A 25,524-nucleotide genomic window follows, 5' to 3' on the forward strand; every position below is an offset into this window, starting at 1 on the left:
TCCGCGACGTGCTGTTCGCGCGTGCCCCTCACGGCACAACGACAACGGCCGCGAGCGGGTTTCCCCGTTCACGGCCATTGCTTTCGTGCGTGTGGAGAACGCTAGCGGTTCAGCACTTCGTTGACTTCTTCAGCGAGTGCCGGCATCGCTTCTGACGCGTCGAGGTCGTCGAAGTAGATGGCGTGGATGCGCTCGGTCATGAGGTCTTCGAGCTCGCTGTAGGCCTTCGTCATCGGGCGAGGCTTGCCGTAGGTGATCTGCTCAGCAGCAACCGCATAGCCAGGAGTGGTCTCCATGAGGTCCTTGATCAGGTCGGTTTCGAGAGCCGAAAGACGCACGGGCAGGTACCCGGTGCGCGACGAGGAGTAGGCAGCCTGCTCGGTGTCGCTTGTCCACTTCATGAACTCGAATGCTGCGGCCTTCTCCTGGTCCGTACCAGTGTTGGCGAGGTAGATGTTCGATCCACCGACTGAGACACCACGCTGGCCGTTGTCACCGGCGGGAATCAGCGAGACACCAACATCCACTCCGTTACCGGCAGCAAGCCCAAGGATCGACTGGATGCCGCCCGAGCTCAAGAAGGTGAATGCTGTATCTGCGCTGCCGGCTGCCGCGAAGAACGCGCTCACGTCTGCAGCACCGGTGACCTTGATGAGGTCGCGGTCTTCGAGGTCGGCGATCCACTCGATCGTCTTGATGGCACCCTCGGTGTCATACATCGACGCGGTCTCGTCGTCGTTGAGCACAGCGGTTCCGCCGTACGAGTAGAAGAGTGCTTCCATGACCCAGAAGTCGTAGTCGCAGAAGATCATCGCGGGGCCGCCGACATAGTCGTGAGCCGCCTCGAGGTACTCCTCAAACTCGTCGAATGTTTCGGGGCCGGTCTCTTTGAGGCCGAGTTCGCGCATCATGTCTTGGTTTACGTACATCACGGGAACACTGCGCATGTGCGGGAAGGCGTACATGTCGCCATCAACGTAGAGGTTGTCGGTTTCGCCCATCTGGAAGTCCGCGTCGTCCATCTCGACAGCGGCCATGTACGGCTCGAGGTTGAGCGTGGTGGTGGCGCGAGCGAACCGGTCGGTCATTCCGACCTCATCCACAAACATGTTGGGAAGAGTGTCAGCGAGCGCTGCCGCGTTGACCTTCTGCTCGGTCTCAACGTAGTCGCCCTGGTAGTTGGCGGTGACGTGGATGTTGAGCTCGTCACCACGGGTCTCGTTGAACATGTCAACGAGCTCCTGGTTCACGTCTTCAACGGCTGCCGTCCAGAACTCAAGCTCGACGGTCTCTTCACCGGGCTCGTAGGTGTAGCTAGCGGCATCCGCATTGGCTGCGGTGCAGCCAGAGAGCAGAACCGAGCCGAGGGCAATCGAAGCGAGAACGCCGGCGCGTGCCCGACCTCGCGAGAAACGGGTAGAGGACATGGTGGTGCCTTTCTTTGATGTGGTTGAGGTGGTGCGTGTTGAGGTGGTGCGTTGTTGGTTGATGCGGACGAGGAAATCGAAGGGCATCATTTGACGCCGGTATAGGTGAACGCCGAGATGATGTGACGGCGCGCAAACAGGAACACGATGAGGATCGGCACGACGAGGAGCATGTTTCCGGCCATCACAATGGTCGGCGCGATCTCATCGAGCGCTTCGAGTCGCGGCACGGCCACCGGAAGCGTGCGGGCCGCATCCGTGGTGGTCCAGACCAGCGGGAAGAAGTAGTTATTCCAGGTGCCAATGAACGTGATCAGCCCGATGGTCACGATGGTCGGTTTGGCCAGCGGCAACATGATGCGACGGATGATCGTGAACTCACTCGCGTGATCAAGTCGCGCTGCTTCGATCAAGCTGTCGGGCACTCGCATGAAGGTTTGACGCAGCAAGAAGATGCCGAACCCACTCGCGATGAAGGGCAAGATCAGCGAGAGGTGTGTGTTGAGCAGCCCCATCTTGGCGTACATCGCGAACACCGGAAGGAAGATCAGTTGGCCAGGGATCATCATCGTCGCCAACACGACGCCGAAGAGCACGTCGCGGCCTTTGAAATGGAAACGTGCGAAGGCATAAGCGGCGGGCACGATGATCAGAAACTGACCGAGCAGGGTGCCGCCCGTGACGATTACCGAGTTCAACGCGAAGTGGCCGAAGTTCACCCGGTCGAACGCTGCAATGAAGTTATCCCAGCGCACGGCATCCACCCAGAACTGCGGAGGAATGGAGAGCGCTTCGGATGCTGTCTGAAAGGCGGTGAGCACCATCCAGTAGAACGGACCGGCGAACACCAACACGAGCAGGAGCGACACCACGATGCGTGCGATGACGCGCACCGCTTTCCACAGAATCGTGCCGCTTCGGGCCGTGCGAGCGCTCGGTGTAACGGGCGGTGGCGGTGGCGACACGGGGCCGCGCGAAGAACCGGCAGCCGTGGGTGGCGTAGGAGGGGCAATCGTCGTAGTCATCGGTAGTGCACTCTTTTCTGGAACGCGCGGAAGTAAAGCACGGTGATGAGGCCCACGAGCACCATCAGCACGACGGCGATCGCAGCGGCATAACCAACTCGGTAGTACTCGAAGCCTTCGCGGTAGACGGCGAAGATGAGTGTGTTGGTTGAGCTTTGCGGTCCGCCCTGCGTCATGACGTTGATTGTGTCGAAGGCCTGAAACGACCCGATGACGTTGACGAGAACGAGAAAGAACAGCGTGGGTGAGATCATTGGGATGGTGATCTTTCGAAAGCGGGTCCACGCCGAAGCATTGTCGAGGTCCGCGGCTTCGAACAGGTACCGCGGAATCGACTGCAACGCCGAGAGGATAATCAAGGCGTTCAGCCCGACCGACTTCCAGACCGACACAAGCACCAGCGAGAACAGGGCGACTTCGGTATCGGAAAGCCAGCCAACAGGCTCAAGCCCGACTGCGCTCAAGATTTGGTTGAACAGCCCGATGTCGTCATCCATCAGCCACACAAAGATGAGCGAGACCGAGACCAGCGCGATCACGTTGGGAGCAAAGCTGACGCCCTGCAAGAACTCGCTGAGCCAGCCTTGGCGATTAAGGAACAGTGCCAAGATCAGACCGAAGATCATGACGAGTGACACTTCCATGCCCATATACACGAGTGTGTTCTGGATGACCTTGCCGAAGTCAGGGTCAGTGAAGAGCTCGGCGAAGTTTCCGAAACCCACGAACTTCATCGGGCCACGAAGGTCCCAGGAGAAGACGCTCAGTACGGCGTTGTAGCCGATCGGATACAGATAGAAGACAGCGAGAATCACGAGCGCTGGCGCGATGAGCGCGTACGGCAACAGCCGTCGATCTCTCAGTAGCGAGGTTTTCATGCGGAGACGACCTCGCGAACCTGGCCGGAGATAGCCGGTTCGGCGATGCGCTCTTCGTTGGCATCAAACCAGTGGATGTCGTTGGTCTCGACCCGCACGAGAGCGTCACCGAGGGGGCGCGCGATCTCGTCGAATCGCTTAATCGCAATGCGCGAGCCGTCGGGCAGCACGGCGCGGTACACGAGCTCCGCTCCAAGGTTCTCGAGGGCGATGATGGTGACCGTGAGCTCAGTTTCGCCTGGCACCACGGGGCGGCTGGTGTCGGCAAACGTGAGTCGCTCAGGGCGCACTCCGAGCCACTCGGCACCCTCGGGAGCATCGGCGGCGACATCCGCACCGAATGCAGCAATGGGCACGACGTTCATGGGCGGGGTTCCGATGAAGCGACTCGTGAACACGTTCTGCGGTTTCGCGTACAGCTCGGTCGGTGCCGATTGCTGTTGGATGCGGCCCGCGTCCATGAGCACAATCGAGGTGCCCATACTCATCGCTTCGACCTGGTCGTGAGTGACGTAGACGAAGGTTGCCCCGAGGCGTTCGTGAAGTTCGATGAGCTCAATGCGCATGTGCTGGCGCAGCTTCGCATCGAGGTTGGAGAGCGGTTCGTCCATGAGAAAGACGGCAGGCTTTTTGACCATGGCGCGCGCCAACGCAACCCGCTGGCGTTCGCCGCCCGACAGCGCATCAGGATTTTTGCGCAGGTGCGGCGTGAGGCCAACGGTCTCTGCAATCTCGTGCACAAGTTCGCGGCGCTCCAGCTTGGGGACCTTGTTGTTGCGCAGGCCAAACTCGATGTTCTCTTCCACCGTCATCGTCGGGTAGATGGCGTAGTTCTGAAAGACCATGGCGACACCACGCTGACCGGGAGTCACATTGTCGACCGTCTTTCCGCCAATCGAGATCGTGCCAGTGGTTGGCTTCTCGAGACCGGCAATCATGCGCAGCGTTGTCGATTTTCCGCACCCCGACGGGCCAACGAGAACCGAGAAGCTGCCGGCTTCGATCGTGAGATCAAGGCTCGGGATGATCTCCTTGTCGCCATACGACTTACCAATGTTTCGCAGTTCAATCTGACTCATGCGCGTGCCTCCGTGTCGTGGGATGTGCTGTGTGGTGGGTGCTGGTCACCGCGGTTATCGACGCCGCGGTTCTGGACGTTGCCGACGTCGGGTCGATTCGACATCAGACCATCGATATCGAACTCGAGGATGCGGTCAGCGGCTGCGTCGTCGTCGACAGTCCAGGCGTTGATGCCCAGCCCGTGCTCTCGGGCTTCCGCCACAAATCGCTCGTTGATGAGGGAGAAATGGGGGTGCAACACGTTCGCGCCGCAGCGGCGCGCATAGCCGGGCAGATCGGCGAAGGTTTCGACGAATGCGATCGCCGTCGTGAACTCTGGGTAGGAGCGAGCGAAACCAGCGATAGCGCGATGGTTGATCGACGAAATCAGGGTCGAGTCAACCCCATCATGCGCGCGAACTTCGGCGGCAACGAGATCGTTGACAGCACCCCACGAGTTGGTGAAATCTTTCGTCTCGATGTTGACCCAGACGCCTCGCTCGGCCGCGAACGACAACACTTCGCTGAGCGTCGGGATGCGAGTAACCGCGCGAGCGAACTGGCCCTCAAACCCGCGATCGAAGTTGAGCACGCGCAACTCGGCGAGAGTGAAATCCCGCGCCCAGCCCATGCCGTCTGACGTGCGATCGACACGGGGGTCATGCAAGACGACCAGGTGTCCGTCGCTCGTAACGTCAACATCCAATTCGATCTTGGTCGCTCCCATTTCGGCGGCAAGCTCGAACGCGGCAAGAGTGTTCTCCGGCGCGTAGCTGCTGGCACCGCGGTGGGCGATGATGCGGCTATCGATGGTCGGTCGATCGCCGCTGCTCAATGCAGACCGGTTCATGCGGATACTCCTCGACGGTTGAGAGCGGATTGGTACGAATCGGTGACCACAGCGTCGACCCCGAGAGCGAAGAGTTGATCGAGCTGCTCCTCTTCGGTGACGGGCCAGAACTCGGCAACCAGGGTGGAGGCGCACACCATCATGCCGAGAGCTTGCGCACCATGCACGTCGCCGGTGGCGGCGCCGACAGCGATCGGGTGAAGGGCGATCGCTCCGACCGCGGCGGCATACGATGCGGCCTCTTCCATCACGACAAGGTGGCGAAGACCAATCTTGAGAGACGGATGCGCGACAGCAAGCGCCGCCATCGACACATGATTAGTGGAGGTGATTGTCACGCGCTCGTGCATACGACGCTTGTGCACGAGCTCTGCGACCGCAACAGCGGCGGGGCTGGCTCCCTCACTGTGCTGCGGGTCTTCCTTCACATCAAGGATGAGATGGGCATCGGAACCGGCCAGCAACTCGACCACTTCAGCAAGCGTCGGAATTCGGGTGCCAGCGAATCCCTCGCGCCCAACGCCAATGTCGACCGTCTTCAGCTCAGCCAAGGTGAGCTCTTCGACAAGCGCCTTTGGCTGGCCATCGTAGAGAACGCTTGCGCCGCGAAGCGCTACAAGTTCAGCATCTCGTGAGAGTCGAACGTCGATTTCGACCCCGTCAGCCCCACGGCGAAGCGACTGCTCAATCGCGGCGAGAGAATTCTCCGGTGCGACGTCGGCGGCACCTCGACGCGCAAAAACGAGAGTCATACGAGCGCCTCTACTTTCGCGAGCGCTGCTCGCCGCGCGACAGCGATATCCGGGGTGTTCGTGATGATCGAATCAACACCGGCGGCGATGAGGTCGTCGATCTGTTCCGCCTCACTCCGGCTGGAGAATGGCGCTGGCATAGTCCAGGCATTCACGGCAAGGTTCGCCGCGCGCGCCTGCCGCATGGTCTCGGGCGTGAGGGCCAGATGAGCGGGATGGATGGCATCCGCACCGGTCGTGGCAGCGTAGTTGCCGATTTCGTGCAGTGACATCATGTGGAGCAGACCGGTGCGCACGTCGGGGTGGCTGAGCTTGAGCTCAGCCATTGACGTGTGGTTGAACGATGAGAAGAAGACTTGCTCGACGAGACCTCGGCGCAGTACTTCATCGGCAGCACGACGAGCCAACTCGCCGTAGGCCTTGTCGTGACGGTAGATGTCTTTGACTTCGATATTCAGTACGAGACTGCGACGTTCAACAAGGTCAAAGATTTCGTCGAGCGTCGGGATGAGAGCGCCGGCGTAATCGCCCGGGTTTCCTGTTCCGAAATCCAAACGGCGCAACTCACTGAAAGTGAGTTCCGAGACGCGGCCCGTACCGTTCGACGTTCGGTCGATCGTGTCGTCGTGAATGGCGACAATCACGCCGTCGCTGGTGGCATGGATGTCGATTTCCATGCCATCCGCGCCTAGGTTTGCGCCGAGTTCGAAGGCCTCGAGGGTGTTCTCTGGGGCGTAGGCCATGGCACCTCGGTGGCCAAGGATGAGGGGTGACGCAGTCATTGGGACTTCTTTCGTTCGGTTCTGGGCATAAAAAAACCCGGGGAGTCAGCAGCGCCAACGCACCACACGGCTGTGCCGTGCGCGTTGATGATGCTGACCCTCCGGGTGCTCTCTAGTGACTCTGCCCTGGGGTGTGTTTTCAGTTGTGGGTGGTGCTGGCAACTCTGGTGAGGCGGTGATCTGCCTCGGGAAGCGTCGAGGTTAGGCGACGCGGGTATGAATTCGTGACCGTCGACGCCGCCACAGTGCGGGGTTTCCGGTAGATACGTAGTCGGCGCCGCAGTCGAGCACGGCGTCGATTTCGTCAGGATTACGGATGAGCCCACCGACGATGAGGGGCTGCTGGATGCTGGCTCTGAGATCGCGGATGACGCGCGGCATGAGCCCTGGCATCACCTCGACCTCGGTGGGACGGCTCGCGTGCACTTGGCGCATCGCGTTGTCGACCGCGTGAGTATCGACAGCGAAGAACCGCTGCACCGACGCAATGCCGAGCTTTCGTGCGGCAGCAACCGCAGCGCTCTTGGTAGTGATGACTCCGTCAACTCCGACGTGTTCCGCAAGAAACTGCACGGCAGCACCGTCACGGCTGATTCCGCCCACGAGTTCAAGATGAACATGGGCTGTTTTACCGGCGTCATGGATGCGGGCAACCATGCCTGCGAGAGAATTGATGTCTCCCACCAGCAGGTTGATGCGCGCTACGTCGCTCTCAAGTGCATCCTTGAGCATGCCGTGTTCTTGCACAGAAGCGATGAGGGGAAACTCCCCCGCCGCTGTGCCACGCCATCTCAACTCGCTCATGTTGGTGCCCACGCTAAACACCGGAGTTAGCGGCGCGGTAACGCTCAGGTAAACGACAAACGCTGAGAGTTTGTCAGCCGACGTTTCGTGAAATGTTACTGGCGTGCTTCGATCAGGACTGGCTCAAACGAGACTGGCCCAGAACACTGGCCGAACAGCCCGCGTCGCTCAACGCTTACCGGAATCTCATATGTTGCGTCACTGATCACAAACCCGTCGCGGTCAGATACCACCACGTGGAGCGAGCGTTCTCCTCCCAAGACGAAGACAGAGTCGTCCACGTACGGCGGCTCTTGCGGCACTTCCCACTGTTTGCCGTCGCTTCGAGTCACCGGTTGCACAACGCACTCCTCGCCAAAACAGGCCGAGAGCATCTCAGCCTCGTGCAGCGCATCTTCTAGCTCAATCACGGCAGGACCGTTGTTGACGTAGCCGACGGCGCTGCAAGCGAGACACCCTGAGAGCGACATCATCGCCACGGCGCCGAGAGCTGCCGTTGCCAGCGCTCTCCGTGTCTTGGTCATATCTAGAGCATATGAATAGCGCGGCGCGACGTGAGAGGTGAGCATTCTTTGTTACGTAAACGAAACGCTCCGAATGACCTGGCCCAAAGAGCCCGGTTCGCAAGAAAGTGAGTGTGCCCCTGGAGGGATTCGAACCCCCAACCTGCTCCTTAGGACGGAGTTGCTCTTCCGTTGAGCTACAGAGGCTGGCTTTTCGAGTGTAGCCGAGTACGGCACGAAGAACCCTCAGCCAGAGGGCCAGCGTTACGAGGTCGGCGGTGCTGCACCATCGATCGCGGTTGGCAGCGGATACTGCAGCGGCTGCAGGTCGGGCTCCAACCACTGCGTGCGACCCTCAGCGATGCGCTCGGGTGAGTAGAAACGTTTGATGATGGACTTGTCGAGCAGCTCCGGTGCGTCATCCAGGTCATCTATCAGCGCAATGAGATCGAACCAGGCGCGAGTGAGCGTGATGTGAAAAGCATCCGGTTTGCCCGCCCGCACGGCCATGCTCTTAATGCCGACCGCGAGACGTTCGAAGCCGTCAATAGCGCCATACGCACGAGCAAGCAACCACGCCACGCGAACATGACGTTCGTGTGAAAACGCGGCAGGCGCGATGGTGTTGTTTTCGAACGTTGTCATGAGTTCGTCGTCAGTCATGATCAATCACTCCACACAGTTACTCTCGCAGGCTTCATGCTCGCCAGCGCGCGGTCACACCAAACAGTTACTGGCCTGGCGGGTAGAGGAACGACTCGACCTCGCTGGCCGGGATGGTGCGCTGACCATAGGAGAGGTAGACGTAGTTGTATTCCTCAAGCAGAACTGAACCGTCGGAATTGACTTGCTTCACGTATGAAACGTGGTTGTCCCAGCCAAACCACGCCACAGAACCGACAACGGGAGTCGCGCTCACGGTCCAGCCGTGGGTCTCCCAAGCCGACTTCCACTGGTATGCGTCTCCACCATTCGGCGTGAGATCTGCCCAGGCCCAGCGGAACGGTGCCGCGAAGGAACCAACGTCGCGGTTCAGCCGCCACGCTACAAAGTCGGTGCACTGGCGGTAGTAGTAATTCAAAGGTGAAAGGCTGCTGCCTGCAGTCGGCCATGGGTAGTCGTCGCCCAATGCTTGAGCGCCCGATGAAGCGTAGAGCGCGTTTGCCGAGGCAATCGCATCCTGCTGCTGAATCGCTGCAAGATCTTCGGGCGATGTCGCCTCGAACTGATCACGCGTGAGCTCCGGCAATTCCAGCTCAGCGCTAACCGTCACCGACTGGACTCTCGCTTGAGCGGCATCCGCGACAGCAGAAACTGACACGAGTGTTCCCTCGTCTGAGATCAAACCGCCTTGGCCGTAGGCCGGCAATCCTGCCACAGCAAACAGCCCGCCAATAACAGCCATCGAAGCCACAGCACGAAGCGGGCTCTTGCGAACACGCTTGGCTGTGGCTTTCGGAGCCGAGTGGGCACGAGGTGCCTGAGCAACGATCGGCGCAACACGGTTATTCAGCGCGGGGGCTGCCGGGGTGTACACAACCGGTGCCTCATCGTGAGCGGCCGCAGCGGGAGCACGAGGAATCTTCGGCGCAGCTACAGGCTTGCCGATAGTCGCAGCATCTCGTGCGGCACGTGCTTCGCGACGCGAAAGAAAGATAGGAGCTTCACTCGAAGGTTCCGCCGAGGGCACGCCGGAAACGTCCGGGCCATCAGATGAGATACGGGACAATCGGGAACCTTCAGGTGGAGCGCGCTCAAAGAAAACTAGGGAAATCCTTGAACACAGGAATAATCACAACAGCATAACAGTTACGCCGCTGGAGCCAAATATTCTTCCCAATCTGGGAGTCCTCTTTCAATACCCCGCACCAACCACGCGCTGGTGTGCGGCGGACGCGGCTTGATGAGCAGGCGCCAGTTCATCTCCGCGGGAGTGCGATTGCTCTTCACGTTGTTGCAACGCAAGCAGCACGCCACCAGGTTTTCCCACGAATCTTCGCCACCGCGAGAGCGAGGCATCACGTGGTCGATGGTGTTTGCGGAAGCCCCGCAATAGCCACACCGGTGACCGTCACGTCGCAGCACTCCACGACGAGAAACCGGCAACCTGCGCGTAGAAGGAATACGCACATAATTTCGAAGGATGATGACCGACGGTCGCTCCCACGATTCACTCGCGCTCCACACCGGATGATCCGGGTCGGCAGCGATAACTGTCGCTTTCTGATTCATCACGAGCACAACGGCTCGTTTAAAGGACACGACCGCGAGCGGCTCATAGCCGGCGTTCAGGACCAAAGTGCGCATTGTCATCCTCTCGAAAGAGCCTGCACGGCTTGCAGGCAATCGACTTCCCCGAAATTCAGCGAAAAGGAGGCAGAAACACAAAAAGGCACCGTCGAAAGACGATGCCTAGTGATTCAGCGCGCAAAAACTGCTGCGCACAGTACTGCTGTGTCGTATGTGGAAGTGGGCACGCGCATCCACGGTTTGGATGCTGCACCTACTTAACATGCGATTCTCCGGTTCATTCGTGAACTCCAAGGGCTACAGGCTAACCCAGTTTTTGGGGCACATTGCACGCGGGCGCGCCGAATCGGATGACGAGACGGTTACGCCTCGGTGAACGCCGGAATCCGAAAGCTACGCGCTCGGCTTCTCCACAAAGATATGAACGGCAACCTCGTTGGGCAGCTCGAGACCTTCGCCAAACCCTTCAACGGTGACCGCAACGTAGGAGTCTGCAGCAGCGAATGTGGCTGTCTTGCCTGGCATAACGCCAGCACCAAACAGCTGCTGCAACAGTTCAGGTTCGAACTGCACGGGTTCACCCAATCGACGGATGAGTCCGGTCACCGGGGTGGTTCTTTCAGCGACAAGCTCAACGATGTTAACCATGCCGTCGCTGAAAGATGCCGCAGCAACACCACCCAGCTCTTCCAAGCCAGGAATGGGGTTGCCATAGGGCGACTCAGTGGGGTGATCAAGAATTTCGATGAGCTTGCGCTCTACCTGCTCACTCATCACGTGCTCCCACCGGCAGGCTTCGTCGTGAACGAGCGCCCAGTCGAGACCAATAACATCGGCGAGGAGCCGCTCAGCAAGACGGTGCTTGCGCATGACATGCGTGGCACGACGCCGGCCCTCAACCGTGAATTCGAGGTGGCGGTCGCCTTCTACGACGACGAGGCCGTCACGTTCCATGCGGCCGATGGTTTGCGAGACGGTCGGGCCAGAGTGGCCGAGCCGCTCAGAGATGCGGGCCCGCAACGGGACAATGTTCTCTTCTTCGAGATCAAGAATCGTGCGCAGGTACATCTCGGTGGTGTCAACGAGATCGGTCATGAAACCAGACTAGCCCGAACTGGCCAATAGAATTGGACGCATGCCGAGCCTGACGATTCCTACTGACCTCCTTCCCTCCGATGGACGATTCGGAGCTGGCCCTTCCAAAGTGCGCCCCGAACAGATCGAGCATCTCGTTTCTAGCGCGCGAAACATTCTCGGCACGTCCCACCGCCAAGCACCGGTTCGTGACCTCGTTGGCCGCGTACGTTCGGGCCTCGGAGAGCTTTTCCAGATCCCGGAGGGCTACGAAGTAGTACTCGGCAATGGAGGCTCCACCGCATTCTGGGATGCCGCCGCCTTCGCCCTTATCGAGCGTCGCAGCGCGCACCTCTCCTTCGGAGAATTCGGTTCCAAGTTCGCGAAAGCGGCCGCAGCACCCCACCTTGAATCGCCTCATGTCGTCACCGCCCCGGGCGGGTCGCTCGCCGAACTCGACAACATCGAAGGCGCTGACGTCTTTGCGTTCCCCCAAAACGAGACCTCTACCGGCGTGATGGCCCCCGTGCGCCGCTTCGACGACGCAAACGTACTCACTGTTGTCGACGCCACGAGCGCAGCCGGCGGCGTGAACTTCGACGCCGACCAAGCAGATGTCTACTACTTTGCACCGCAGAAGAACTTTGCATCAGACGGCGGCCTGTGGATCGCTCTCTTCTCCCCCGCGGCAATCGAGCGCGTCGAGCGCATCGCCGCGTCGGGTCGCTACATCCCCGAGTTCTTGTCGCTCAAGAACGCGATCGACAACTCGCGCCTCAACCAGACCCTCAACACTCCCGCACTCAGCACCCTGCTGCTGCTCGAGAACCAGATCGACTGGATCAATGGCAACGGTGGACTGGCCTGGGCGGATGCTCGCACGCGCGAATCCTCGTCGGTGCTCTACGACTGGGCTGCCGCCAGCGATGTCGCCACGCCATTCGTCACCAACCCTGAGCACCGCTCGCAGGTCATCGCAACGATCGACTTCGACGATGCAATCGATGCCGCCGCAATCTCTAAGACGCTCCGCGCCAACGGAATTGTCGACACCGATCCGTACCGCAAACTGGGCCGCAACCAACTGCGGGTCGCCACCTTCGTTGCCATCGAACCGGATGACATCCGCAAATTGGTGTCATCGATTGAGTATGTGATCGCCAACAGCCACTAATCTGAAACCGTGCGTATCTGGTTGAAAGACTCAGAACGCCGGCCAGATCCTGAGCCGGTGCAGACCGACGACCGCAAAGCCATGCTCGTGGGCATGGTGTTGTGGATCATCGGTCTTGCACTGCTGCTGCTTTTTATCGAACCGCTCAATGCATCCGGAAACCTGTGGTGGCTCTGGACTGCCGTTGCGGGCCTCGTGCTCGGCCTTATCGGCCTGATCTACACGCACGCACAGCGCGGAAAGCGAACTCGCTAGTCTTCTTCGTCCGAATCGTCGTCGTCGTCATCATCTGACTCGTCATCATCGTCGTCGAGTTCAGCATCGTCTGAATCGTCATCATCGTCGTCGTCGTCATCCGACTCGTCGAGGTCATCAACGCTCACGCCCTCGTGGTCACCGCCGCGAAATGCGCCAGTGTCGTAGTCGTCGTCTGACTCTTCGTCGTCATCGTCGTCGTCTGACTCATCATCATCCGATGCATCAATGTCAACGCCGTCGAGGTCACCGCCGTGTAAGACGGACGAGCCGAACTCGTCATCGTCATCGTCGTCGTCAAGATCGTCGTCGGCTTCTTCTGCAGCAGCCTTTTCAGCATCCGCCGCTTCAGTAGCGGCCTGCGCGGCCTTGTACTCCGCAAGACGCTCAGACCACGGCACCCAGTCGGGCGAGAGCAGTGCGCCCTCGGCCGGCATGAGTTCTGCTTCAAGAACCGTGGGGTCCTGACCCTCAACGTGAGCAACGCTGACGGTCCAATTCCAGCCCGGATAGCCCGGCAGAGCCGAAGCGAAGAGTACCGAAACGGTGCCTTCGCTTTCGATCTGCTCACCGACGAGCGCACCAATCGACGCATCAGTGGTGATCTCGAGGAGTGCTCCCCGAGCAAGCTTTTCGTACTGGCTATTAGGCATCTAGTTCGTCCGCAACTTTACGTAGCATGGAGGCGATCTTGGCGCCGTGGGTTTTATCAGGGTAACGACCGCGCTTGAGGCCAGAACCGATGCCGTCCATGAGCTTGACGAGATCTTCAATGATCACGGCCATGTCATCGGCGGGCTTGCGGTTGATCTTGGCCATGCTTGCAGGAGCATCCATGACGCGCACGGAGAGCGCCTGAGCGCCCTTCTTGCCGTCAGCAATGCCGAATTCGAGGCGTGTACCCGCCTTGATCCCAGTCGTGCCCGCAGGCAGCGCTGAGGCGTGCAAGAAGACCTCTTGGCCTTCATCACTCATGATGAAGCCAAAACCCTTCTCGTCGTCGTAAAACTTAACCTTGCCGGTAGGCATGGGCATGCTCCTTTGTAGTCGTGACTCAAGCTTAGAACGTAAACGGGCGCGTATCCTTGTCAACGTGACAAATCACTCAACTGAACGCGACCTTCGCATCGAGCGTGTGCTCGCATACCTGGTCGCCATCTCGATCGCACTCGCTGTGCTTAGCTTTGTCGCCGTAGTCGTTGCTACCGCAGTGGGCCAAACCGTATTCGATTACGGTGTGTGGCCCGTAGTGATCACTATGCCCTACTTTGCTTTGCCTTTGGGCGTCGTTTTCATCATCACCCTTCTCGTGTTGAATGGCCGCCGTCGCCAACGTGAATATAGGAATGGCCACAATTAGCGATGCGGCTCTTCTGCTCGCCGCTCAACTGCGGGCACTAGACGACGATCAACTTCTTGAGTTGTTGCGCTCACGCACGGTGCGCGGCAACTCTGTAAGCGACTTCTTTGACCTAGCGGATGCTCTGCAGCAGTCCACCTCGGTTGAACGCGTGCTGCGCGATCTCGACCGCCCCACGCTTGCCACTCTCGCGGTGGTCGCCGACACTGCGTCCCTTACCGCGCAGGAAGTCGCCTCTGCCGTCGGGCACTTTGGTGACGACGAGGTGGCCGTTCAGCGTCGACTCGATCGGCTCGTGAGCTTGGCCCTGCTCATTCATCGTGGCGGTCGCTACAGCGCCCCTGACGGCGTAACCGATCAGTTGGCAGGTTGGCCATTCGATGGCTTGCCCTCCACGGGCGAACTGCTCGACACTCCCGCACCGTCCACTCTCACGTCGGTTGAACCCTCCGAGCGCGACAGTATCGACAGCATCGCCGCCGAGAACGCGTTCGCGACCACCAACGAAGTCACCGAACTCATCAATCAGCTGCGTTCGAGTCCCGTGCGCGATTTGGCGCGCGGCGGAGTCTCCCTCCCCGACTCAAAGCGGCTGGCGGCAGCGATGTCGGTTCCTCTCGACAAGATCGCCGGCCTCGTCGACATCGCAGAACGTGCCGGTCTCATCGCCACCACGAATGCCCAGTGGATGCCAACCGCCGATGCCACCGAGTGGATGTCGCGCGGCGCGGCTGAACGCTGGGTGCACTTGGCTGAGGCGTGGCATCAGGGAATTCCTGACGACATCCGCACCATCTTGGCCGACCGCACTCACAGCTTCTGGGGCGACGGCGTCGAGGACTACACGCGCTGGTTATTCCCCGCCGGGGTTGAGTCGATGCTCGAGAAGGTGCGTCGCTACGCCCGCGATGCTGGCCTCCTGGGCGTCACGGCCAATCGCCTCCCCAGCAGCGCAGGCGTTGCCCTGCTCACCCGCACAACGACAGAAGCAACCGCCGCCATGGCCGCGGTCTTTCCCAACGAAGTGCATCAGGTTTATGTGCAGCCCGACCTCAGCGTGATTTCGCCAGGACCGTTGGCGCCGCAATTGGATGCTCGGCTGCGCGTCATTGCCGACGTCGAGACCCGCGCCCTGGCATCCACCTATCGCATCTCGCGATCGAGCCTGCACCATGCCATGACGCTCGGCGAGACGCTTGACAGCATTCGAAGCTTCTTGACTGACATCTCATTGACGGGGGTTCCCCAGCCCGTCGAGTATTTGCTAACGGAGGCTGCGGGCCGCCACGGCCTAGTGCGGGTTGGCCAGCAAGGGGCGGCCGGCAGCTACGTCATTTCTCCTGACTCAGTGCTTCTGCAGTCGATCGCGGTTGATCCCAACTTTGGTGCCTTCGGATTGCGCCTCGAGGGCGACCGTTTGGTCTCGCGATTCGGAGTCGAGCAGCTCTTTTGGGCGCTGAGCGATGCCCGTTACCCGGTTGCCGCCGAGAACTCGGAGGGCGCAATCTTGTCACTGCGACGCGACCAAGTCAGTGCTGCAAGCACAGAAGAGCCTCAAGATGACGGCCCAGACAAGTTGCTGGCGAAGCTGCGCAGTGGCCAGGGTGGCGCCACCGGCGATGAAGATCAGGCGTGGTTGTCGCGACAAATCGAGGTCGCGATTCGCAACAAACTGCTGCTGTTTGTCACGGTAAAAATGCCAGATGGCCATCTCGTGCAGTACACACTCGAACCTTCCAGCGTGGCAGCTGGTCGCATGCGCGGCCTCGACCGCGCAGCCGATATTGAGCGAACGCTACCGCTGAAGAGCATCGTCGGGGTGGAAGCCACCAACGAACGCTAAGCATCCGGGCGTAGTCTAGGTCGGATGAACACAGCACCCGACGGACCTCTGATCGTGCAGTCTGACCGCACGGTTCTGCTTGAGGTAGCGCACCCTTTGGCCGAAGACGCGCGCCATGATTTGGCCGTTTTCGCGGAGCTGGAGCGCGCCCCCGAGCACATCCACACCTACCGCATCACGCGTTTGGGACTGTGGAACGCTCGGGCCGCAGGTCACGACGCTCCCGCGATGCTGGAGACGCTCGAGAAGTATTCGAAGTTTCCTATCCCGCAGAGTGTCAGCGTAGATATTGCTGAGACGGTTGGCCGCTATGGCCGCCTCGTCATTGATCGTGATGACGACGGCGCGTTGACCCTGACTGCCACTGACCCGGCGGTGCTGCGCGAGATCACGCGCGCCAAGAAGGTCGCAAGCCTGCTGTTCGAACGTCGCGGCGACCACACTTTTGTGGTCCAGCCATGGGCCCGCGGGCAGCTCAAGCAAGAGTTGTTGAAACTCGGTTGGCCGGCTGAAGACAACGCCGGCTACACGCCAGGCACCCCTCACGAGATTGATCTGGATGCCTCGGGCTGGGGTTTGCGCGAGTACCAGCAGCACGCCATCGACAATTTCTTCGACCACGGTTCAGGCGTCGTCGTGCTGCCCTGTGGCGCCGGCAAAACCTTGGTGGGCCTCGGCGCGATGGCGCAAAGCAACACCACGACCCTGATTTTGGTCACCAATACGGTTTCTGCGCGCCAGTGGCGAGCCGAAATCTTGAAGCGAACCACCCTCACTGAAGAAGAAGTGGGTGAGTATTCGGGGCAGGTGAAAGAGATTTTGCCTGTCACGATCGCGACCTACCAAATCCTGACGGCGAAGCGAAAAGGCGAGTACGCCCACCTTGCGTTGCTGGATGCTCTCGACTGGGGCCTCGTCATTTATGACGAAGTGCACTTGTTGCCTGCGCCCGTGTTCAAGCTCACCGCTGATCTGCAAGCACGCCGTCGCCTCGGCCTCACCGCGACGCTTGTTCGCGAAGATGGGCGCGAGGGCGACGTGTTCTCCCTCATCGGCCCCAAACGTTTCGATGCCCCGTGGAAAGAGATTGAGGCCCAGGGCTTCATCTCCCCCGCTAGCTGCTTCGAGGTGCGCGTTGACCTCCCCGAGAGCGAGCGGCTTGAGTACGCGGCATCCGCTGATGACGAACGTTACAGACTGGCCGCAACAGCACCCGCTAAAACTGAAGTGGTGCGCGCGCTCGTGAAAAAGCACGCCGGCGAGCGCATTCTCGTTATCGGGCAATACCTCGACCAGATCGATGATCTGTCTGAGCAGCTGAATGCTCCCAAGCTGACCGGTGCCACCTCCGTTCCGGAGCGCGAGCGTCTGTATCAAGAGTTCCGCGACGGCGTCACGAAGGTGCTCATCGTGTCAAAGGTTGCCAACTTCTCGGTCGACCTGCCCGAGGCGACCGTCGCCGTGCAAGTTAGTGGTTCATTTGGCTCTCGCCAAGAAGAAGCTCAGCGTCTTGGCCGCCTGCTTCGCCCCAAGGAGAGCGGCCTGCCCGCCAACTTCTACACGCTCGTGGCACGCGACACGGTCGACCAAGACTTCGCACAAAACCGCCAACGGTTCTTGGCCGAACAGGGCTACAGCTACACGATTCTGGATGCCGCAGACCTGACGGCTTAGGTCGCTTGCGAATTCTCCGCCCAGCATCCAGTCGCGCTGCTGGCCTCAACCGAGCGCTGCCTCTGGACTAGCGCGCCCAGAGGGCTCGGCACTCCTCGGCGAGCACACCCGATGCAACGCTGAGGCGTCGGGTAGTGAGCGCGCTCAGCGCAGTGGAATCGATGGAGATCTCGTCGAGGGCGTCGGGCCGCAGTTCGAGCATTTCACTCATGCTGAGGCCGAAAACCAGATGCTCGACGCCCGCCGTCCAGGCGGCAGAGAAGCACATGGCGCAGGGCTCGACTCCGCTCACGAGGGTGCATCCGGCAAGGGATCGCCCGTGGTTGCGAACGGCATCTTTCACCGCCATTATTTCTGCATGACTGGTGAGATCGTCATCCGTCTCGACACGATCGTGGGCACGCCCCACGATCGCACCGCTCGAATCGATGACGACGGCTCCATACGGAAATTCTCCCGCTTGGATTGCCTGCCGTGACAACGCGAGTGCGGCTCTCATTGCATCTTCGATCATGCTCGTGGAATCTGTTGCGCTCATGACGGTTCCTCTGCGGGGCGTGCGTATCCTCGGCAGTCAAGGAGTTGCATGAATAGAAATGTTTGATGCGTGCCACTAAATAATTACCGCGAACTTACGCGGAGGCATCGCGCCCGTCAAATGGCGCAGGAGGCGACACGCCGCCCACGACGGTGTCGGCTGAGTCATCCATCGTTCCAGTGTGCTCCCGGGTAACCCTGAAGTCGAGGTGCCCGGATGCCGCATCGTGCAAACCGTTGAGAGCTACCGCACCGGCTACGGTGGAACCCCACCACAGAGCCCAGGGGCCCCTTTCTATGCCACAGTCGCCATCGTCCACGTCATCGCAGTCAAGCCCATCGTGGCTGAGCTATCGAGAGTCGATCGGTGATCGGTCAGGCATGTACCGCGCACTGCTCGAGCACTGGGCACCGGTCGCTGCCCTCAATGTGGGCAGCTACCTCGATCTGTCTCCCTCGACCAGCATCCCCGCCGTCACCTATGTCGATACCGACCGCCGGGCCGCCGCGTTCTTCGCCGACGCCGAGCGGGTCCGGAGTGAGCTGGAAGGCGCCACGTTGCCGGGAGCCGCGGCCGAGATCACTTTCCTCAAGGCCGATTTCCTGAAGCCGCTTGCGCTGGCCGACGCATCCTTCGACCTGATCATTGCCCTGTTCACCGGCCCCGCATGGGATTCCTGCGCGCGGTATCTGGCGCCGCGCGGGCTCTTCCTGGCCAATAGCAGCCACGGGGATGCAAGCCTCGCCGCCCTTGATCCACGTCTGACCCTGGTGGGCGGCGTCCACCACCGCGATGGACGCTACAGAATCGACAGCAGCGATCTCGATCGCTATCTGATTCCCAAGAAACCAGAACAGGCCACCGCCGACCTCATTCGCGCCAGCGGTCGAGGTATCGCGTACACAAAAACTGCGTTCGCGTACCTGTTTCAACTCACCGGATAACCGACTTCGTTCAGACTGGTTCGCCCTCGAGGCGAGCACGACGCTTGATCATGAAGTCTTTCGCCAGGCCGACCACCGAAAGCACAACGAGAAAAGCGAAGCTCAGGGCCATCAGCCAGAGAGCGCCGAATCCGACGCTGAGTGGCCACATTGGGGTGACCCCATTGACGCTCCACCAGGTAATGTCTTGCGACCGAGCGAGGTTCGACAGAAGCGTGATGGCGGCGAGTGCGATGGCTCCCACGCCGAATGCGATAAGCGTTCCTATGATCAATCTCTTCATCAGTTGATTCCCCTTCGCCTGATCTCGATGCAGCCACCCTATGCTTAAAATTAACAAATACTCAATGAACGATCTGGTGAACAACTTGCCGACACGCCCTGAGCTATCAGGTCACATTCAGGAAACACGCAGATACTGGGCACATGGCTGACGGACCGAAAATTCTCATTGTTGACGACGAACCGAACATTCGCGATCTGCTCACGACGAGCTTGCGCTTCGCGGGATTTGCGGTGCGCGCGGTAGGAAGCGGCGCCCAGACCATCTCGGCTGTTCTCGAAGAAGAACCCGACTTGATCATCCTCGACGTGATGCTGCCGGACATGAACGGCTTTGGCGTGACCAAACGCCTCCGTGCCTCCGGCTACACGTCCCCCATCCTGTTCCTCACGGCAAAAGACGACACCGAAGACAAGATCACCGGCCTCACCGTCGGTGGTGACGACTACGTCACGAAGCCGTTTAGCCTCGATGAAATCGTTGCCCGCATCAAGGCGATTCTTCGCCGCACGATGCAAGATGACGAAGAGACGATCATCCGCGCCGGTGACCTCACGATGGACCAAGACACCCACGAGGTATCGATCGGCAACGAACAAATTGAACTCAGCCCCACCGAGTTCAAGCTGCTTCGCTACCTCATGCTGAACCCCAACCGCGTGCTCTCGAAGGCTCAGATCCTCGATCACGTGTGGGAGTACGACTTCAACGGCGATGCCGGCATCGTAGAGAGCTACATCTCCTACCTGCGCCGCAAGCTCGATCAGCACACCGAAGAGCCGATCATCCAAACCAAGCGCGGATTCGGCTACATGCTGAAGGCAGCAAAGCCGTAACCACCAACGATGGCCAGCTGACATGTAATTGTTCATGTTCGGCTGGCCATATTCGTTCCCGATTCCCAGACACGCAAGGTACCGTTCACTATCATGCAGGAGAACATCCCCGACGCCTGGAGCCGCATCTCTTTGCGCACCAAGGTCACCGGAGTCACGGTGCTTCTGCTCACCATGGGGCTCCTCGTTGCCGGTGTCGGAACCGCCGCAGTGTTGCGCGACTATCTGATCGAGCAAACGGACGACAAGATCACCGCCGCCGCCGATGGGCTCGATGGCCGCATCCAATACACCGGCACGACCCGCGATCCTCAGTGCAGTGTGTCTCGCCTGCCCAATGACCTCTATTTCGCGGTGCTCAACCACGACGGCAGCATGCGTTGCAACAGCCGGGAAGAGGATGCCTCGCGCCCCGTTCTCGACGGCCTCACGATCGCCGTTGCAAACTCACAGACCGCCCCGTTCACTCTTCCCAGCACAGCCATCGGAGGGCAATGGAGAGTGATTGCCTACCCCGCGATCAGCACCATCGGCCCTGACTTTGTGACGATCGTCATCGCCCGCGACTTGAGCGACTCCAACGCCATTGTGGCTCGCTACGCCGCCATCTTCTTGTTCTTCGGCCTCACCGTTGTCATCGTCGGTGGAGCGCTCACGCGCCTCTTGGTCACCTCGACGTTCGCGCCACTGCGCGAAGTGGAAGCGACCGCTGCGCGTTTTGCCGACGGGGACTTCGATCAGCGACTCTCTGTCGCCACCCCCAACACAGAAGTGGGGCGGCTCAACCGCTCCCTCAACTCCATGCTTGGCCGAATCGACCGCGCATTCGCCGACCGCGCGCGCACGATTGATCAGATGCGCCGCTTCGTCGGTGACGCCAGCCACGAACTTCGCACCCCCCTCGTCACCGTGCGTGGGTACGCCGAGCTGTACCGCATGGGCGCTATCACTAAGTCGGACGACATCGCTCAGGCCATGGAGCGCATCGAGAAAGAAGCGATCCGCATGGGCGGGCTCGTCGAAGACCTCCTCGAGCTGGCGCGCATCGATGGCAGCAAACCGGTGCAGTTCACCGAAGTCGACCTCTTGCCGCTGGCCAATGATGCCGCGATGGATGCTCGTGCCTCGACCGGCCGCGTCGTCACCGTCATCAACACCAACCCCCGCATTGACTCCGACGCGATCGTCAAGGCAGACCTCACCGCGGATGCTGACACCGACACGAAGGTGATCACTCTCCCCGAGAGCTCACACCCCGATCCCAGCACCCCCTCTCGCGGAGTTGCCGCGCTCGCCACCGGCCCCATTGCTGCCGCAGGCGCTCGCCTCTCACGCTTGGCATCCCGCAAGAAGTCTGCCGCCGTCGCTAAGGCGACTGCTCGTCTCACTCAGGCCATTGCGCCGGTGCCGAAGGACCTCAACGCCGTTGTGATGGCCGAAGAGAACAAGATTCGCCAGGTACTCACCAACCTGGTCACCAACGCTCTGCGCTTCACGACAGACACTCCTGTTGAGATCGGCGTTGGAGTTGACCATGAGCGCCAGCTGGCTGTGTTGTCGGTTATTGACCACGGCGAGGGCATCCCGGAACAGATTCGCGCCAAGGTCTTCGAACGCTTCTGGCGTGCCGACAGCTCGCGCAACCGCGACACCGGCGGAAGCGGCCTAGGGCTCGCCATCGTTGCGGCCATCGTCACAGCCCACCACGGCACCGTTCAGGCGCTTGAGACACCCGGAGGCGGCGCAACCTTCCGTGTGGAGCTTCCTCTCCTCCCCAGCACTCCGAGCCCGTCAGACGACACCGAAGCGGAATAGCGACCGCCGCAACGCGGACCGGGAATCTACCGTCGAGTTATGACTCGATACCAAGTAGATAGCGAAGCCGTTCTCAGCGCCACCGGAGCGGTTCAGAATTCCATTGGCCGCATCCAAGCGGAAGTTGCTGGCCTTCACGGTCAACTCACGAACCTGCAGGGCTCGTGGACCGGGCAGGCAGCGACAGCCTTCTCCACGGTCGTCACCGACTGGAAAACCACTCAACAGCGCGTAGAAGAGAACCTCGCCGCGATTAATACCGCCCTCAGCCAGGCCGGGCAGCAGTACGCGGAGATCGAAGCCGCAAACGCGCGCCTCTTCTCCCGCTAGCGGTACGCCCAGGCACGCTCACAACGCGCCCCAGCTCACCCCCAGCACCCCCAGCACGCCCAGCACGCCCAGCGCGCTGCGGATGCTGCGGGCGCTAGAGACTCCCCCACCCACAGAAACTCTCGTTAACGACAGAATGGGCGCCTCCCGAAGGAGACGCCCATTCTGTGTAGTGCAGTGAAGCTGTGTAGAGCGGTGGGACTTAGAAGTCCATTCCGCCCGACGGGTCACCCATGGGTGCCGGGTTCTTCTCAGGCTTGTCAGCAACGACGGCTTCGGTCGTCAAGAACAGACCGGCGATCGACGATGCGTTGAGCAGAGCCGAACGCGTTACCTTTACCGGGTCATTGATGCCTGCAGCGAGCATGTCGACGTATTCGCCGGTTGCTGCGTTGAGGCCGTGACCGATGGGGAGGTTGCGGACCTTGTCAGCAACAACACCGGGCTCCATGCCTGCGTTGAGTGCGATCTGCTTGAGCGGTGCGTCGATAGCAACGCGGACGATGTTCGCTCCGGTTGCTTCGTCGCCGACCAAGTCAGCCATTGCCTGGCTGTCGAATGCGATCTTGCCAGCCTGAATCAGGGCCACGCCACCACCGGCGACGATTCCCTCTTCAACAGCAGCCTTGGCGTTGCGGACTGCGTCCTCAATGCGGTGCTTGCGCTCCTTGAGTTCAACCTCAGTTGCGGCACCAGCCTTGATAACTGCAACACCACCGGCGAGCTTGGCGAGACGCTCTTGGAGCTTCTCACGGTCGTAGTCGCTGTCAGTGTTGTCGATCTCGGCACGGATCTGCTTGACGCGACCTGCGATCGCCTCTTCTTCACCAGCACCTTCGATGATCGTGGTCTCGTCCTTGGTGATAACGACCTTGCGGGCGCGACCGAGGAGTTCGAGAGTTGCGTTCTCGAGCTTGAGTCCAACTTCTTCAGAGATGACCTGGCCACCGGTGAGGATGGCGATGTCAGCGAGCTGAGCCTTGCGACGGTCTCCGAAGCCAGGAGCCTTGACAGCAACCGACTTGAAGATGCCACGGATCTTGTTCACAACGAGAGTTGCGAGTGCTTCTCCGTCAACGTCTTCAGCAATGATGAGCAGCTGCTTGCCACTCTGGATTACCTTGTCGACGATGGGGAGCAGATCCTTGATGTTCGAGATCTTGCCGTTGACGATAAGAACGTAGGGGTCTTCGAAGACCGCTTCCTGGCGCTCCTGGTCGGTGACGAAGTATGCCGACAGGAATCCCTTGTCGAAGCGCATACCTTCGGTGAGCTCAAGCTCGGTGCCGAACGTGTTCGACTCCTCAACGGTGACAACACCTTCCTTGCCGACCTTGTCGATCGCCTCAGCGATAAGTGCACCGATCTCGGGGTCACCAGCAGAAATGGATGCGGTAGCCGCGATCTCTTCCTTGGTCTCGATCTCCTTGGCGCTCGCAATGAGTGCCTCGATGACCGAGTTGGTTGCCTTTTCGATACCGCGCTTGAGGCTGATGGGGTCTGCACCCGCAGCAACGTTACGGAGGCCTTCGCGAACGAGAGCCTGAGCAAGAACAACAGAAGTGGTCGTACCGTCTCCGGCAACGTCATCCGTCTTCTTTGCTACCTCTTTGACGAGTTCAGCACCGATCTTTTCGAAAGGATCGTCGAGCTCGATTTCTTTGGCGATGGATACACCGTCGTTCGTGATGGTGGGAGCGCCCCACTTCTTCTCAAGAACTACGTTGCGGCCACGTGGGCCGAGCGTGACCTTTACGGCGTCAGCGAGAATGTTCAGGCCGCGCTCAAGGCCGCGACGGGCCTCTTCGTTGAAAGCAATGATCTTTGCCATGTGTGTTTCTCGTCCCTCCCGGACGTCGTACAAGCGAATAAGTTGGCACTCGAACTGTGCGAGTGCCAAGGTCAAAATTAGCACTCGACAGGGGTGAGTGCAAGACGGCGCAGCGCACTCGACAGGGGCGAGTGCAAGACAGCCCAGCGCACTCGGAGGGGGCAATCAGAAGTCGACGCAGCGCACCCCATCAGGGCGAGCGTGCGTCAGCCCGCAGTGCGGGCTTCCCTTTATTCTGTGGGCTCTTCTGTGGCTTCTGCTGAGGGGGTGAGGTAGTCGGTGCCAAGAACGACGGTGAGTTCTGCGCCGGGGAAGATGTCTTCTTCCACGAGGCGAATTTCGCCGCGGCCGATGGCGGCAACAAGGCCGGCAGCGACATCTTCATCGTCGGGATTGCTGTAATAAACGTAGGTGTCTTCGATGTCTCGCGCGGAGGCGGGGGCTGCGCTGCCTGTCGGCCATCCTGCTGCGGTGAGCTCGTCAAAGACGGTGGTTTGGAGTCCGCTTTCCGGTGTTCCGTTGAGCACGTCGATGGTGAGCGCGCGTTCGGGGTCTATTGCGGCGGGGTCGGTGACGGGCGGCACGGTTTCGGTGGGTTCGGGGGTGACGACAGCCTCTTCTGGTGTGGCGAAGAAGGGGATGCCGAGGTCGTCATCGAGGTACTGGCTGAGGGCGAAGAGACCGCCGAAGACAAGCACGCCGGTGGCGAGCAGGGCCCAGGCGAAGCCGATCCAGCCGCGTCCGCGTCGTCGAGGGCCACGGTGGGCTCCTATGCGGTCGACGTCGTCGGGTAGTTCGTCGAATCGGTCTTTCGGGTAACTCGCCATTGCTTAGTCTGTCAATTCTTCGTTGTGGTCGGGGGTGCGCACTGATCGGTTGCGCATCCGGTTGTCTCGATTGCGGCGCAGTCGCGAGACCAACATGGGGTCGTAGCGCACGGCTGCCGGTGAGTCGATTACCGCATTGAGCATTTGATAATAGCGCGCGCTTGACACCTGAAACTGGGAGCTAATGGCCTCTTCTTTGGCGCCGACGTGTCGGGTCCATTCGCGCTCAAAGTCGAGGATGAGGCTGTCGCGTTCGGACAGGCGTGTAGTGGGATGCGACGCGGCTTCGTTTTCGGACACGGCAATACCTCCACTGTGTTGGCAAGCCTAGGGCGTTGGGGCTGCGCGCCCGCCGAACGACTCGGCTTCGTGGACCAATTGGAGCGAGTCGAGGTTAGGATTGCCTTAGT

Annotated in this window: 30 protein-coding genes and 1 tRNA gene; 10 read left to right on the top strand and 21 right to left on the bottom strand. The window is 60.3% G+C overall.

Annotated features, from left to right (window positions below; all coding sequences use genetic code 11):
- Window positions 1-101: 101 nt before the first annotated feature.
- The 14 genes from I6E81_RS04875 to I6E81_RS04940 all read right to left on the bottom strand — a co-directional run bounded on the left by I6E81_RS04875 (window position 102) and on the right by I6E81_RS04940 (window position 11,425).
- Entirely contained in the window at window positions 102-1,427 is a 1,326-nt protein-coding gene (locus I6E81_RS04875; protein WP_197106246.1) for an extracellular solute-binding protein, read from the bottom strand.
- Between the two features lie 86 nt (window positions 1,428-1,513).
- The gene (locus tag I6E81_RS04880) at window positions 1,514-2,452 is read right to left on the bottom strand and encodes a carbohydrate ABC transporter permease (protein WP_197106247.1); all 939 of its coding nucleotides are present in this window, start codon (window positions 2,450-2,452) and stop codon (window positions 1,514-1,516) included.
- Complete coding sequence (locus I6E81_RS04885; protein ID WP_197106248.1) at window positions 2,449-3,330, bottom strand: carbohydrate ABC transporter permease; 882 nt, start codon at window positions 3,328-3,330, stop codon at window positions 2,449-2,451. The genes I6E81_RS04880 and I6E81_RS04885 overlap by 4 nt, the downstream gene beginning before the upstream one ends.
- Window positions 3,327-4,409, bottom strand: a complete 1,083-nt coding sequence (locus I6E81_RS04890; protein WP_197106249.1) for an ABC transporter ATP-binding protein — start codon at window positions 4,407-4,409, stop codon at window positions 3,327-3,329. Before I6E81_RS04890 ends, I6E81_RS04885 begins: the two co-directional genes overlap by 4 nt.
- Window positions 4,406-5,239, bottom strand: a complete 834-nt coding sequence (locus tag I6E81_RS04895) for a glycerophosphodiester phosphodiesterase family protein (protein ID WP_197106250.1) — start codon at window positions 5,237-5,239, stop codon at window positions 4,406-4,408. The genes I6E81_RS04890 and I6E81_RS04895 overlap by 4 nt, the downstream gene beginning before the upstream one ends.
- Window positions 5,236-5,991 carry a glycerophosphodiester phosphodiesterase family protein gene (locus I6E81_RS04900; protein WP_197106251.1) on the bottom strand — a complete coding sequence of 252 codons (756 nt, stop codon included), beginning with the start codon at window positions 5,989-5,991 and terminating at the stop codon, window positions 5,236-5,238. Before I6E81_RS04900 ends, I6E81_RS04895 begins: the two co-directional genes overlap by 4 nt.
- Window positions 5,988-6,773, bottom strand: a complete 786-nt coding sequence (locus I6E81_RS04905) for a glycerophosphodiester phosphodiesterase family protein (protein WP_197106252.1) — start codon at window positions 6,771-6,773, stop codon at window positions 5,988-5,990. Before I6E81_RS04905 ends, I6E81_RS04900 begins: the two co-directional genes overlap by 4 nt.
- 201 nt (window positions 6,774-6,974) lie before the next feature.
- On the bottom strand, window positions 6,975-7,577 hold the full coding sequence (locus tag I6E81_RS04910; RefSeq protein ID WP_197106253.1) for a glycerol-3-phosphate responsive antiterminator: 603 nt from the start codon (window positions 7,575-7,577) through the stop codon (window positions 6,975-6,977).
- A 95-nt stretch (window positions 7,578-7,672) separates the two neighbouring features.
- Window positions 7,673-8,101 carry a hypothetical protein gene (locus tag I6E81_RS04915; protein ID WP_197106254.1) on the bottom strand — a complete coding sequence of 143 codons (429 nt, stop codon included), beginning with the start codon at window positions 8,099-8,101 and terminating at the stop codon, window positions 7,673-7,675.
- A 114-nt stretch (window positions 8,102-8,215) separates the two neighbouring features.
- Window positions 8,216-8,287: transfer RNA gene (locus I6E81_RS04920), tRNA-Arg, on the bottom strand.
- A gap of 57 nt (window positions 8,288-8,344) precedes the next feature.
- Window positions 8,345-8,743, bottom strand: coding sequence for a hypothetical protein (locus tag I6E81_RS04925; protein ID WP_197106255.1), 399 nt, complete (start codon window positions 8,741-8,743; stop codon window positions 8,345-8,347).
- A gap of 67 nt (window positions 8,744-8,810) precedes the next feature.
- On the bottom strand, window positions 8,811-9,809 hold the full coding sequence (locus I6E81_RS04930) for a CHAP domain-containing protein (RefSeq protein WP_197106256.1): 999 nt from the start codon (window positions 9,807-9,809) through the stop codon (window positions 8,811-8,813).
- Window positions 9,810-9,889: 80 nt separating this feature from the next.
- A complete protein-coding gene (locus I6E81_RS04935; protein ID WP_197106257.1) occupies window positions 9,890-10,387 on the bottom strand; it encodes an HNH endonuclease in 498 nt (165 codons plus the stop codon).
- Window positions 10,388-10,723: 336 nt separating this feature from the next.
- Complete coding sequence (locus tag I6E81_RS04940; protein WP_197106258.1) at window positions 10,724-11,425, bottom strand: metal-dependent transcriptional regulator; 702 nt, start codon at window positions 11,423-11,425, stop codon at window positions 10,724-10,726.
- 40 nt (window positions 11,426-11,465) lie between these two features.
- Here I6E81_RS04940 and serC point away from each other — a divergent pair, with 40 nt between their 5' ends.
- Together serC and I6E81_RS04950 are read left to right on the top strand one after the other, a co-directional pair.
- Window positions 11,466-12,578: a phosphoserine transaminase gene (serC, locus tag I6E81_RS04945; protein WP_197106259.1), complete on the top strand. Its 1,113-nt coding sequence runs from the start codon at window positions 11,466-11,468 to the stop codon at window positions 12,576-12,578.
- Window positions 12,579-12,587: 9 nt separating this feature from the next.
- Window positions 12,588-12,833 carry a DUF2530 domain-containing protein gene (locus I6E81_RS04950; protein WP_197106260.1) on the top strand — a complete coding sequence of 82 codons (246 nt, stop codon included), beginning with the start codon at window positions 12,588-12,590 and terminating at the stop codon, window positions 12,831-12,833.
- Here I6E81_RS04950 and I6E81_RS04955 read toward each other — a convergent pair.
- Window positions 12,830-13,486, bottom strand: a complete 657-nt coding sequence (locus tag I6E81_RS04955; RefSeq protein WP_197106261.1) for a DUF3027 domain-containing protein — start codon at window positions 13,484-13,486, stop codon at window positions 12,830-12,832. The genes I6E81_RS04950 and I6E81_RS04955 overlap by 4 nt on opposite strands.
- Window positions 13,479-13,862: a cold-shock protein gene (locus I6E81_RS04960; protein WP_197106262.1), complete on the bottom strand. Its 384-nt coding sequence runs from the start codon at window positions 13,860-13,862 to the stop codon at window positions 13,479-13,481. The genes I6E81_RS04955 and I6E81_RS04960 overlap by 8 nt, the downstream gene beginning before the upstream one ends.
- A gap of 64 nt (window positions 13,863-13,926) precedes the next feature.
- Between I6E81_RS04960 and I6E81_RS04965 the strand changes: the two genes are divergently transcribed.
- From I6E81_RS04965 to I6E81_RS04975, 3 genes are read left to right on the top strand one after another with little or no spacing between them, the layout of a single operon-like run.
- On the top strand, window positions 13,927-14,193 hold the full coding sequence (locus I6E81_RS04965; protein WP_307783812.1) for a hypothetical protein: 267 nt from the start codon (window positions 13,927-13,929) through the stop codon (window positions 14,191-14,193).
- On the top strand, window positions 14,180-16,036 hold the full coding sequence (locus I6E81_RS04970) for a helicase-associated domain-containing protein (RefSeq protein WP_197106264.1): 1,857 nt from the start codon (window positions 14,180-14,182) through the stop codon (window positions 16,034-16,036). The genes I6E81_RS04965 and I6E81_RS04970 overlap by 14 nt, the downstream gene beginning before the upstream one ends.
- A 24-nt stretch (window positions 16,037-16,060) precedes the next feature.
- On the top strand, window positions 16,061-17,710 hold the full coding sequence (locus I6E81_RS04975) for a DNA repair helicase XPB (protein WP_197106265.1): 1,650 nt from the start codon (window positions 16,061-16,063) through the stop codon (window positions 17,708-17,710).
- Between the two features lie 67 nt (window positions 17,711-17,777).
- Here I6E81_RS04975 and I6E81_RS04980 read toward each other — a convergent pair whose 3' ends face one another.
- Window positions 17,778-18,248, bottom strand: coding sequence for a nucleoside deaminase (locus I6E81_RS04980; protein ID WP_197106266.1), 471 nt, complete (start codon window positions 18,246-18,248; stop codon window positions 17,778-17,780).
- 181 nt (window positions 18,249-18,429) lie between these two features.
- Between I6E81_RS04980 and I6E81_RS04985 the strand changes: the two genes are divergently transcribed.
- Complete coding sequence (locus I6E81_RS04985; protein ID WP_197106267.1) at window positions 18,430-18,618, top strand: hypothetical protein; 189 nt, start codon at window positions 18,430-18,432, stop codon at window positions 18,616-18,618.
- 10 nt (window positions 18,619-18,628) lie between these two features.
- On the top strand, window positions 18,629-19,192 hold the full coding sequence (locus I6E81_RS04990; RefSeq protein ID WP_197106268.1) for a hypothetical protein: 564 nt from the start codon (window positions 18,629-18,631) through the stop codon (window positions 19,190-19,192).
- Between the two features lie 10 nt (window positions 19,193-19,202).
- On the opposite strand, the gene I6E81_RS04995 is transcribed toward I6E81_RS04990, so the two are convergent.
- On the bottom strand, window positions 19,203-19,475 hold the full coding sequence (locus tag I6E81_RS04995; protein WP_197106269.1) for a hypothetical protein: 273 nt from the start codon (window positions 19,473-19,475) through the stop codon (window positions 19,203-19,205).
- Between the two features lie 143 nt (window positions 19,476-19,618).
- Between I6E81_RS04995 and I6E81_RS05000 the strand changes: the two genes are divergently transcribed.
- The 3 genes from I6E81_RS05000 to I6E81_RS05010 all read left to right on the top strand — a co-directional run bounded on the left by I6E81_RS05000 (window position 19,619) and on the right by I6E81_RS05010 (window position 22,456).
- Window positions 19,619-20,311 carry a response regulator transcription factor gene (locus tag I6E81_RS05000; protein ID WP_197106270.1) on the top strand — a complete coding sequence of 231 codons (693 nt, stop codon included), beginning with the start codon at window positions 19,619-19,621 and terminating at the stop codon, window positions 20,309-20,311.
- Between the two features lie 93 nt (window positions 20,312-20,404).
- A complete protein-coding gene (locus I6E81_RS05005; protein ID WP_197106271.1) occupies window positions 20,405-22,126 on the top strand; it encodes a HAMP domain-containing sensor histidine kinase in 1,722 nt (573 codons plus the stop codon).
- A 39-nt stretch (window positions 22,127-22,165) separates the two neighbouring features.
- A complete protein-coding gene (locus I6E81_RS05010) occupies window positions 22,166-22,456 on the top strand; it encodes a WXG100 family type VII secretion target (RefSeq protein ID WP_197106272.1) in 291 nt (96 codons plus the stop codon).
- Between the two features lie 202 nt (window positions 22,457-22,658).
- On the opposite strand, the gene groL is transcribed toward I6E81_RS05010, so the two are convergent.
- From groL to I6E81_RS05025, 3 genes are all read right to left on the bottom strand, one after another.
- Window positions 22,659-24,287, bottom strand: coding sequence for a chaperonin GroEL (gene groL, locus I6E81_RS05015; protein ID WP_197106273.1), 1,629 nt, complete (start codon window positions 24,285-24,287; stop codon window positions 22,659-22,661).
- Between the two features lie 230 nt (window positions 24,288-24,517).
- Window positions 24,518-25,114 (bottom strand): LytR C-terminal domain-containing protein, encoded by a 597-nt coding sequence (locus tag I6E81_RS05020; protein ID WP_197106274.1) that lies wholly within the window; start codon window positions 25,112-25,114, stop codon window positions 24,518-24,520.
- A 3-nt stretch (window positions 25,115-25,117) separates the two neighbouring features.
- Window positions 25,118-25,414 carry a DUF3263 domain-containing protein gene (locus I6E81_RS05025; protein WP_197106275.1) on the bottom strand — a complete coding sequence of 99 codons (297 nt, stop codon included), beginning with the start codon at window positions 25,412-25,414 and terminating at the stop codon, window positions 25,118-25,120.
- Window positions 25,415-25,524: the final 110 nt, after the last annotated feature.

The sequence above is a fragment of the Salinibacterium sp. NG22 genome (assembly GCF_015864925.1).
In the GTDB taxonomy this organism is placed as follows: Bacteria; Actinomycetota; Actinomycetes; order Actinomycetales; family Microbacteriaceae; genus Rhodoglobus.

Excerpts from the sequence above, each read along its gene's own strand:
- I6E81_RS04875 (WP_197106246.1), bottom strand. The coding sequence starts at position 1,427 with ATGTCCTCTACCCGTTTCTCGCGAGGTCGGGCACGCGCCGGCGTTCTC.
- I6E81_RS04880 (WP_197106247.1), bottom strand. The coding sequence starts at position 2,452 with ATGACTACGACGATTGCCCCTCCTACGCCACCCACGGCTGCCGGTTCT.
- I6E81_RS04885 (WP_197106248.1), bottom strand. The coding sequence starts at position 3,330 with ATGAAAACCTCGCTACTGAGAGATCGACGGCTGTTGCCGTACGCGCTC.
- I6E81_RS04890 (WP_197106249.1), bottom strand. The coding sequence starts at position 4,409 with ATGAGTCAGATTGAACTGCGAAACATTGGTAAGTCGTATGGCGACAAG.
- I6E81_RS04895 (WP_197106250.1), bottom strand. The coding sequence starts at position 5,239 with ATGAACCGGTCTGCATTGAGCAGCGGCGATCGACCGACCATCGATAGC.
- I6E81_RS04900 (WP_197106251.1), bottom strand. The coding sequence starts at position 5,991 with ATGACTCTCGTTTTTGCGCGTCGAGGTGCCGCCGACGTCGCACCGGAG.
- I6E81_RS04905 (WP_197106252.1), bottom strand. The coding sequence starts at position 6,773 with ATGACTGCGTCACCCCTCATCCTTGGCCACCGAGGTGCCATGGCCTAC.
- I6E81_RS04910 (WP_197106253.1), bottom strand. The coding sequence starts at position 7,577 with ATGAGCGAGTTGAGATGGCGTGGCACAGCGGCGGGGGAGTTTCCCCTC.
- I6E81_RS04915 (WP_197106254.1), bottom strand. The coding sequence starts at position 8,101 with ATGACCAAGACACGGAGAGCGCTGGCAACGGCAGCTCTCGGCGCCGTG.
- I6E81_RS04925 (WP_197106255.1), bottom strand. The coding sequence starts at position 8,743 with ATGACTGACGACGAACTCATGACAACGTTCGAAAACAACACCATCGCG.
- I6E81_RS04935 (WP_197106257.1), bottom strand. The coding sequence starts at position 10,387 with ATGCGCACTTTGGTCCTGAACGCCGGCTATGAGCCGCTCGCGGTCGTG.
- I6E81_RS04940 (WP_197106258.1), bottom strand. The coding sequence starts at position 11,425 with ATGACCGATCTCGTTGACACCACCGAGATGTACCTGCGCACGATTCTT.
- serC (WP_197106259.1), top strand. The coding sequence starts at position 11,466 with ATGCCGAGCCTGACGATTCCTACTGACCTCCTTCCCTCCGATGGACGA.
- I6E81_RS04955 (WP_197106261.1), bottom strand. The coding sequence starts at position 13,486 with ATGCCTAATAGCCAGTACGAAAAGCTTGCTCGGGGAGCACTCCTCGAG.
- I6E81_RS04960 (WP_197106262.1), bottom strand. The coding sequence starts at position 13,862 with ATGCCTACCGGCAAGGTTAAGTTTTACGACGACGAGAAGGGTTTTGGC.
- I6E81_RS04970 (WP_197106264.1), top strand. The coding sequence starts at position 14,180 with ATGGCCACAATTAGCGATGCGGCTCTTCTGCTCGCCGCTCAACTGCGG.
- I6E81_RS04975 (WP_197106265.1), top strand. The coding sequence starts at position 16,061 with ATGAACACAGCACCCGACGGACCTCTGATCGTGCAGTCTGACCGCACG.
- I6E81_RS04980 (WP_197106266.1), bottom strand. The coding sequence starts at position 18,248 with ATGAGCGCAACAGATTCCACGAGCATGATCGAAGATGCAATGAGAGCC.
- I6E81_RS04990 (WP_197106268.1), top strand. The coding sequence starts at position 18,629 with ATGTACCGCGCACTGCTCGAGCACTGGGCACCGGTCGCTGCCCTCAAT.
- I6E81_RS04995 (WP_197106269.1), bottom strand. The coding sequence starts at position 19,475 with ATGAAGAGATTGATCATAGGAACGCTTATCGCATTCGGCGTGGGAGCC.
- I6E81_RS05000 (WP_197106270.1), top strand. The coding sequence starts at position 19,619 with ATGGCTGACGGACCGAAAATTCTCATTGTTGACGACGAACCGAACATT.
- I6E81_RS05005 (WP_197106271.1), top strand. The coding sequence starts at position 20,405 with ATGCAGGAGAACATCCCCGACGCCTGGAGCCGCATCTCTTTGCGCACC.
- I6E81_RS05010 (WP_197106272.1), top strand. The coding sequence starts at position 22,166 with ATGACTCGATACCAAGTAGATAGCGAAGCCGTTCTCAGCGCCACCGGA.
- groL (WP_197106273.1), bottom strand. The coding sequence starts at position 24,287 with ATGGCAAAGATCATTGCTTTCAACGAAGAGGCCCGTCGCGGCCTTGAG.
- I6E81_RS05020 (WP_197106274.1), bottom strand. The coding sequence starts at position 25,114 with ATGGCGAGTTACCCGAAAGACCGATTCGACGAACTACCCGACGACGTC.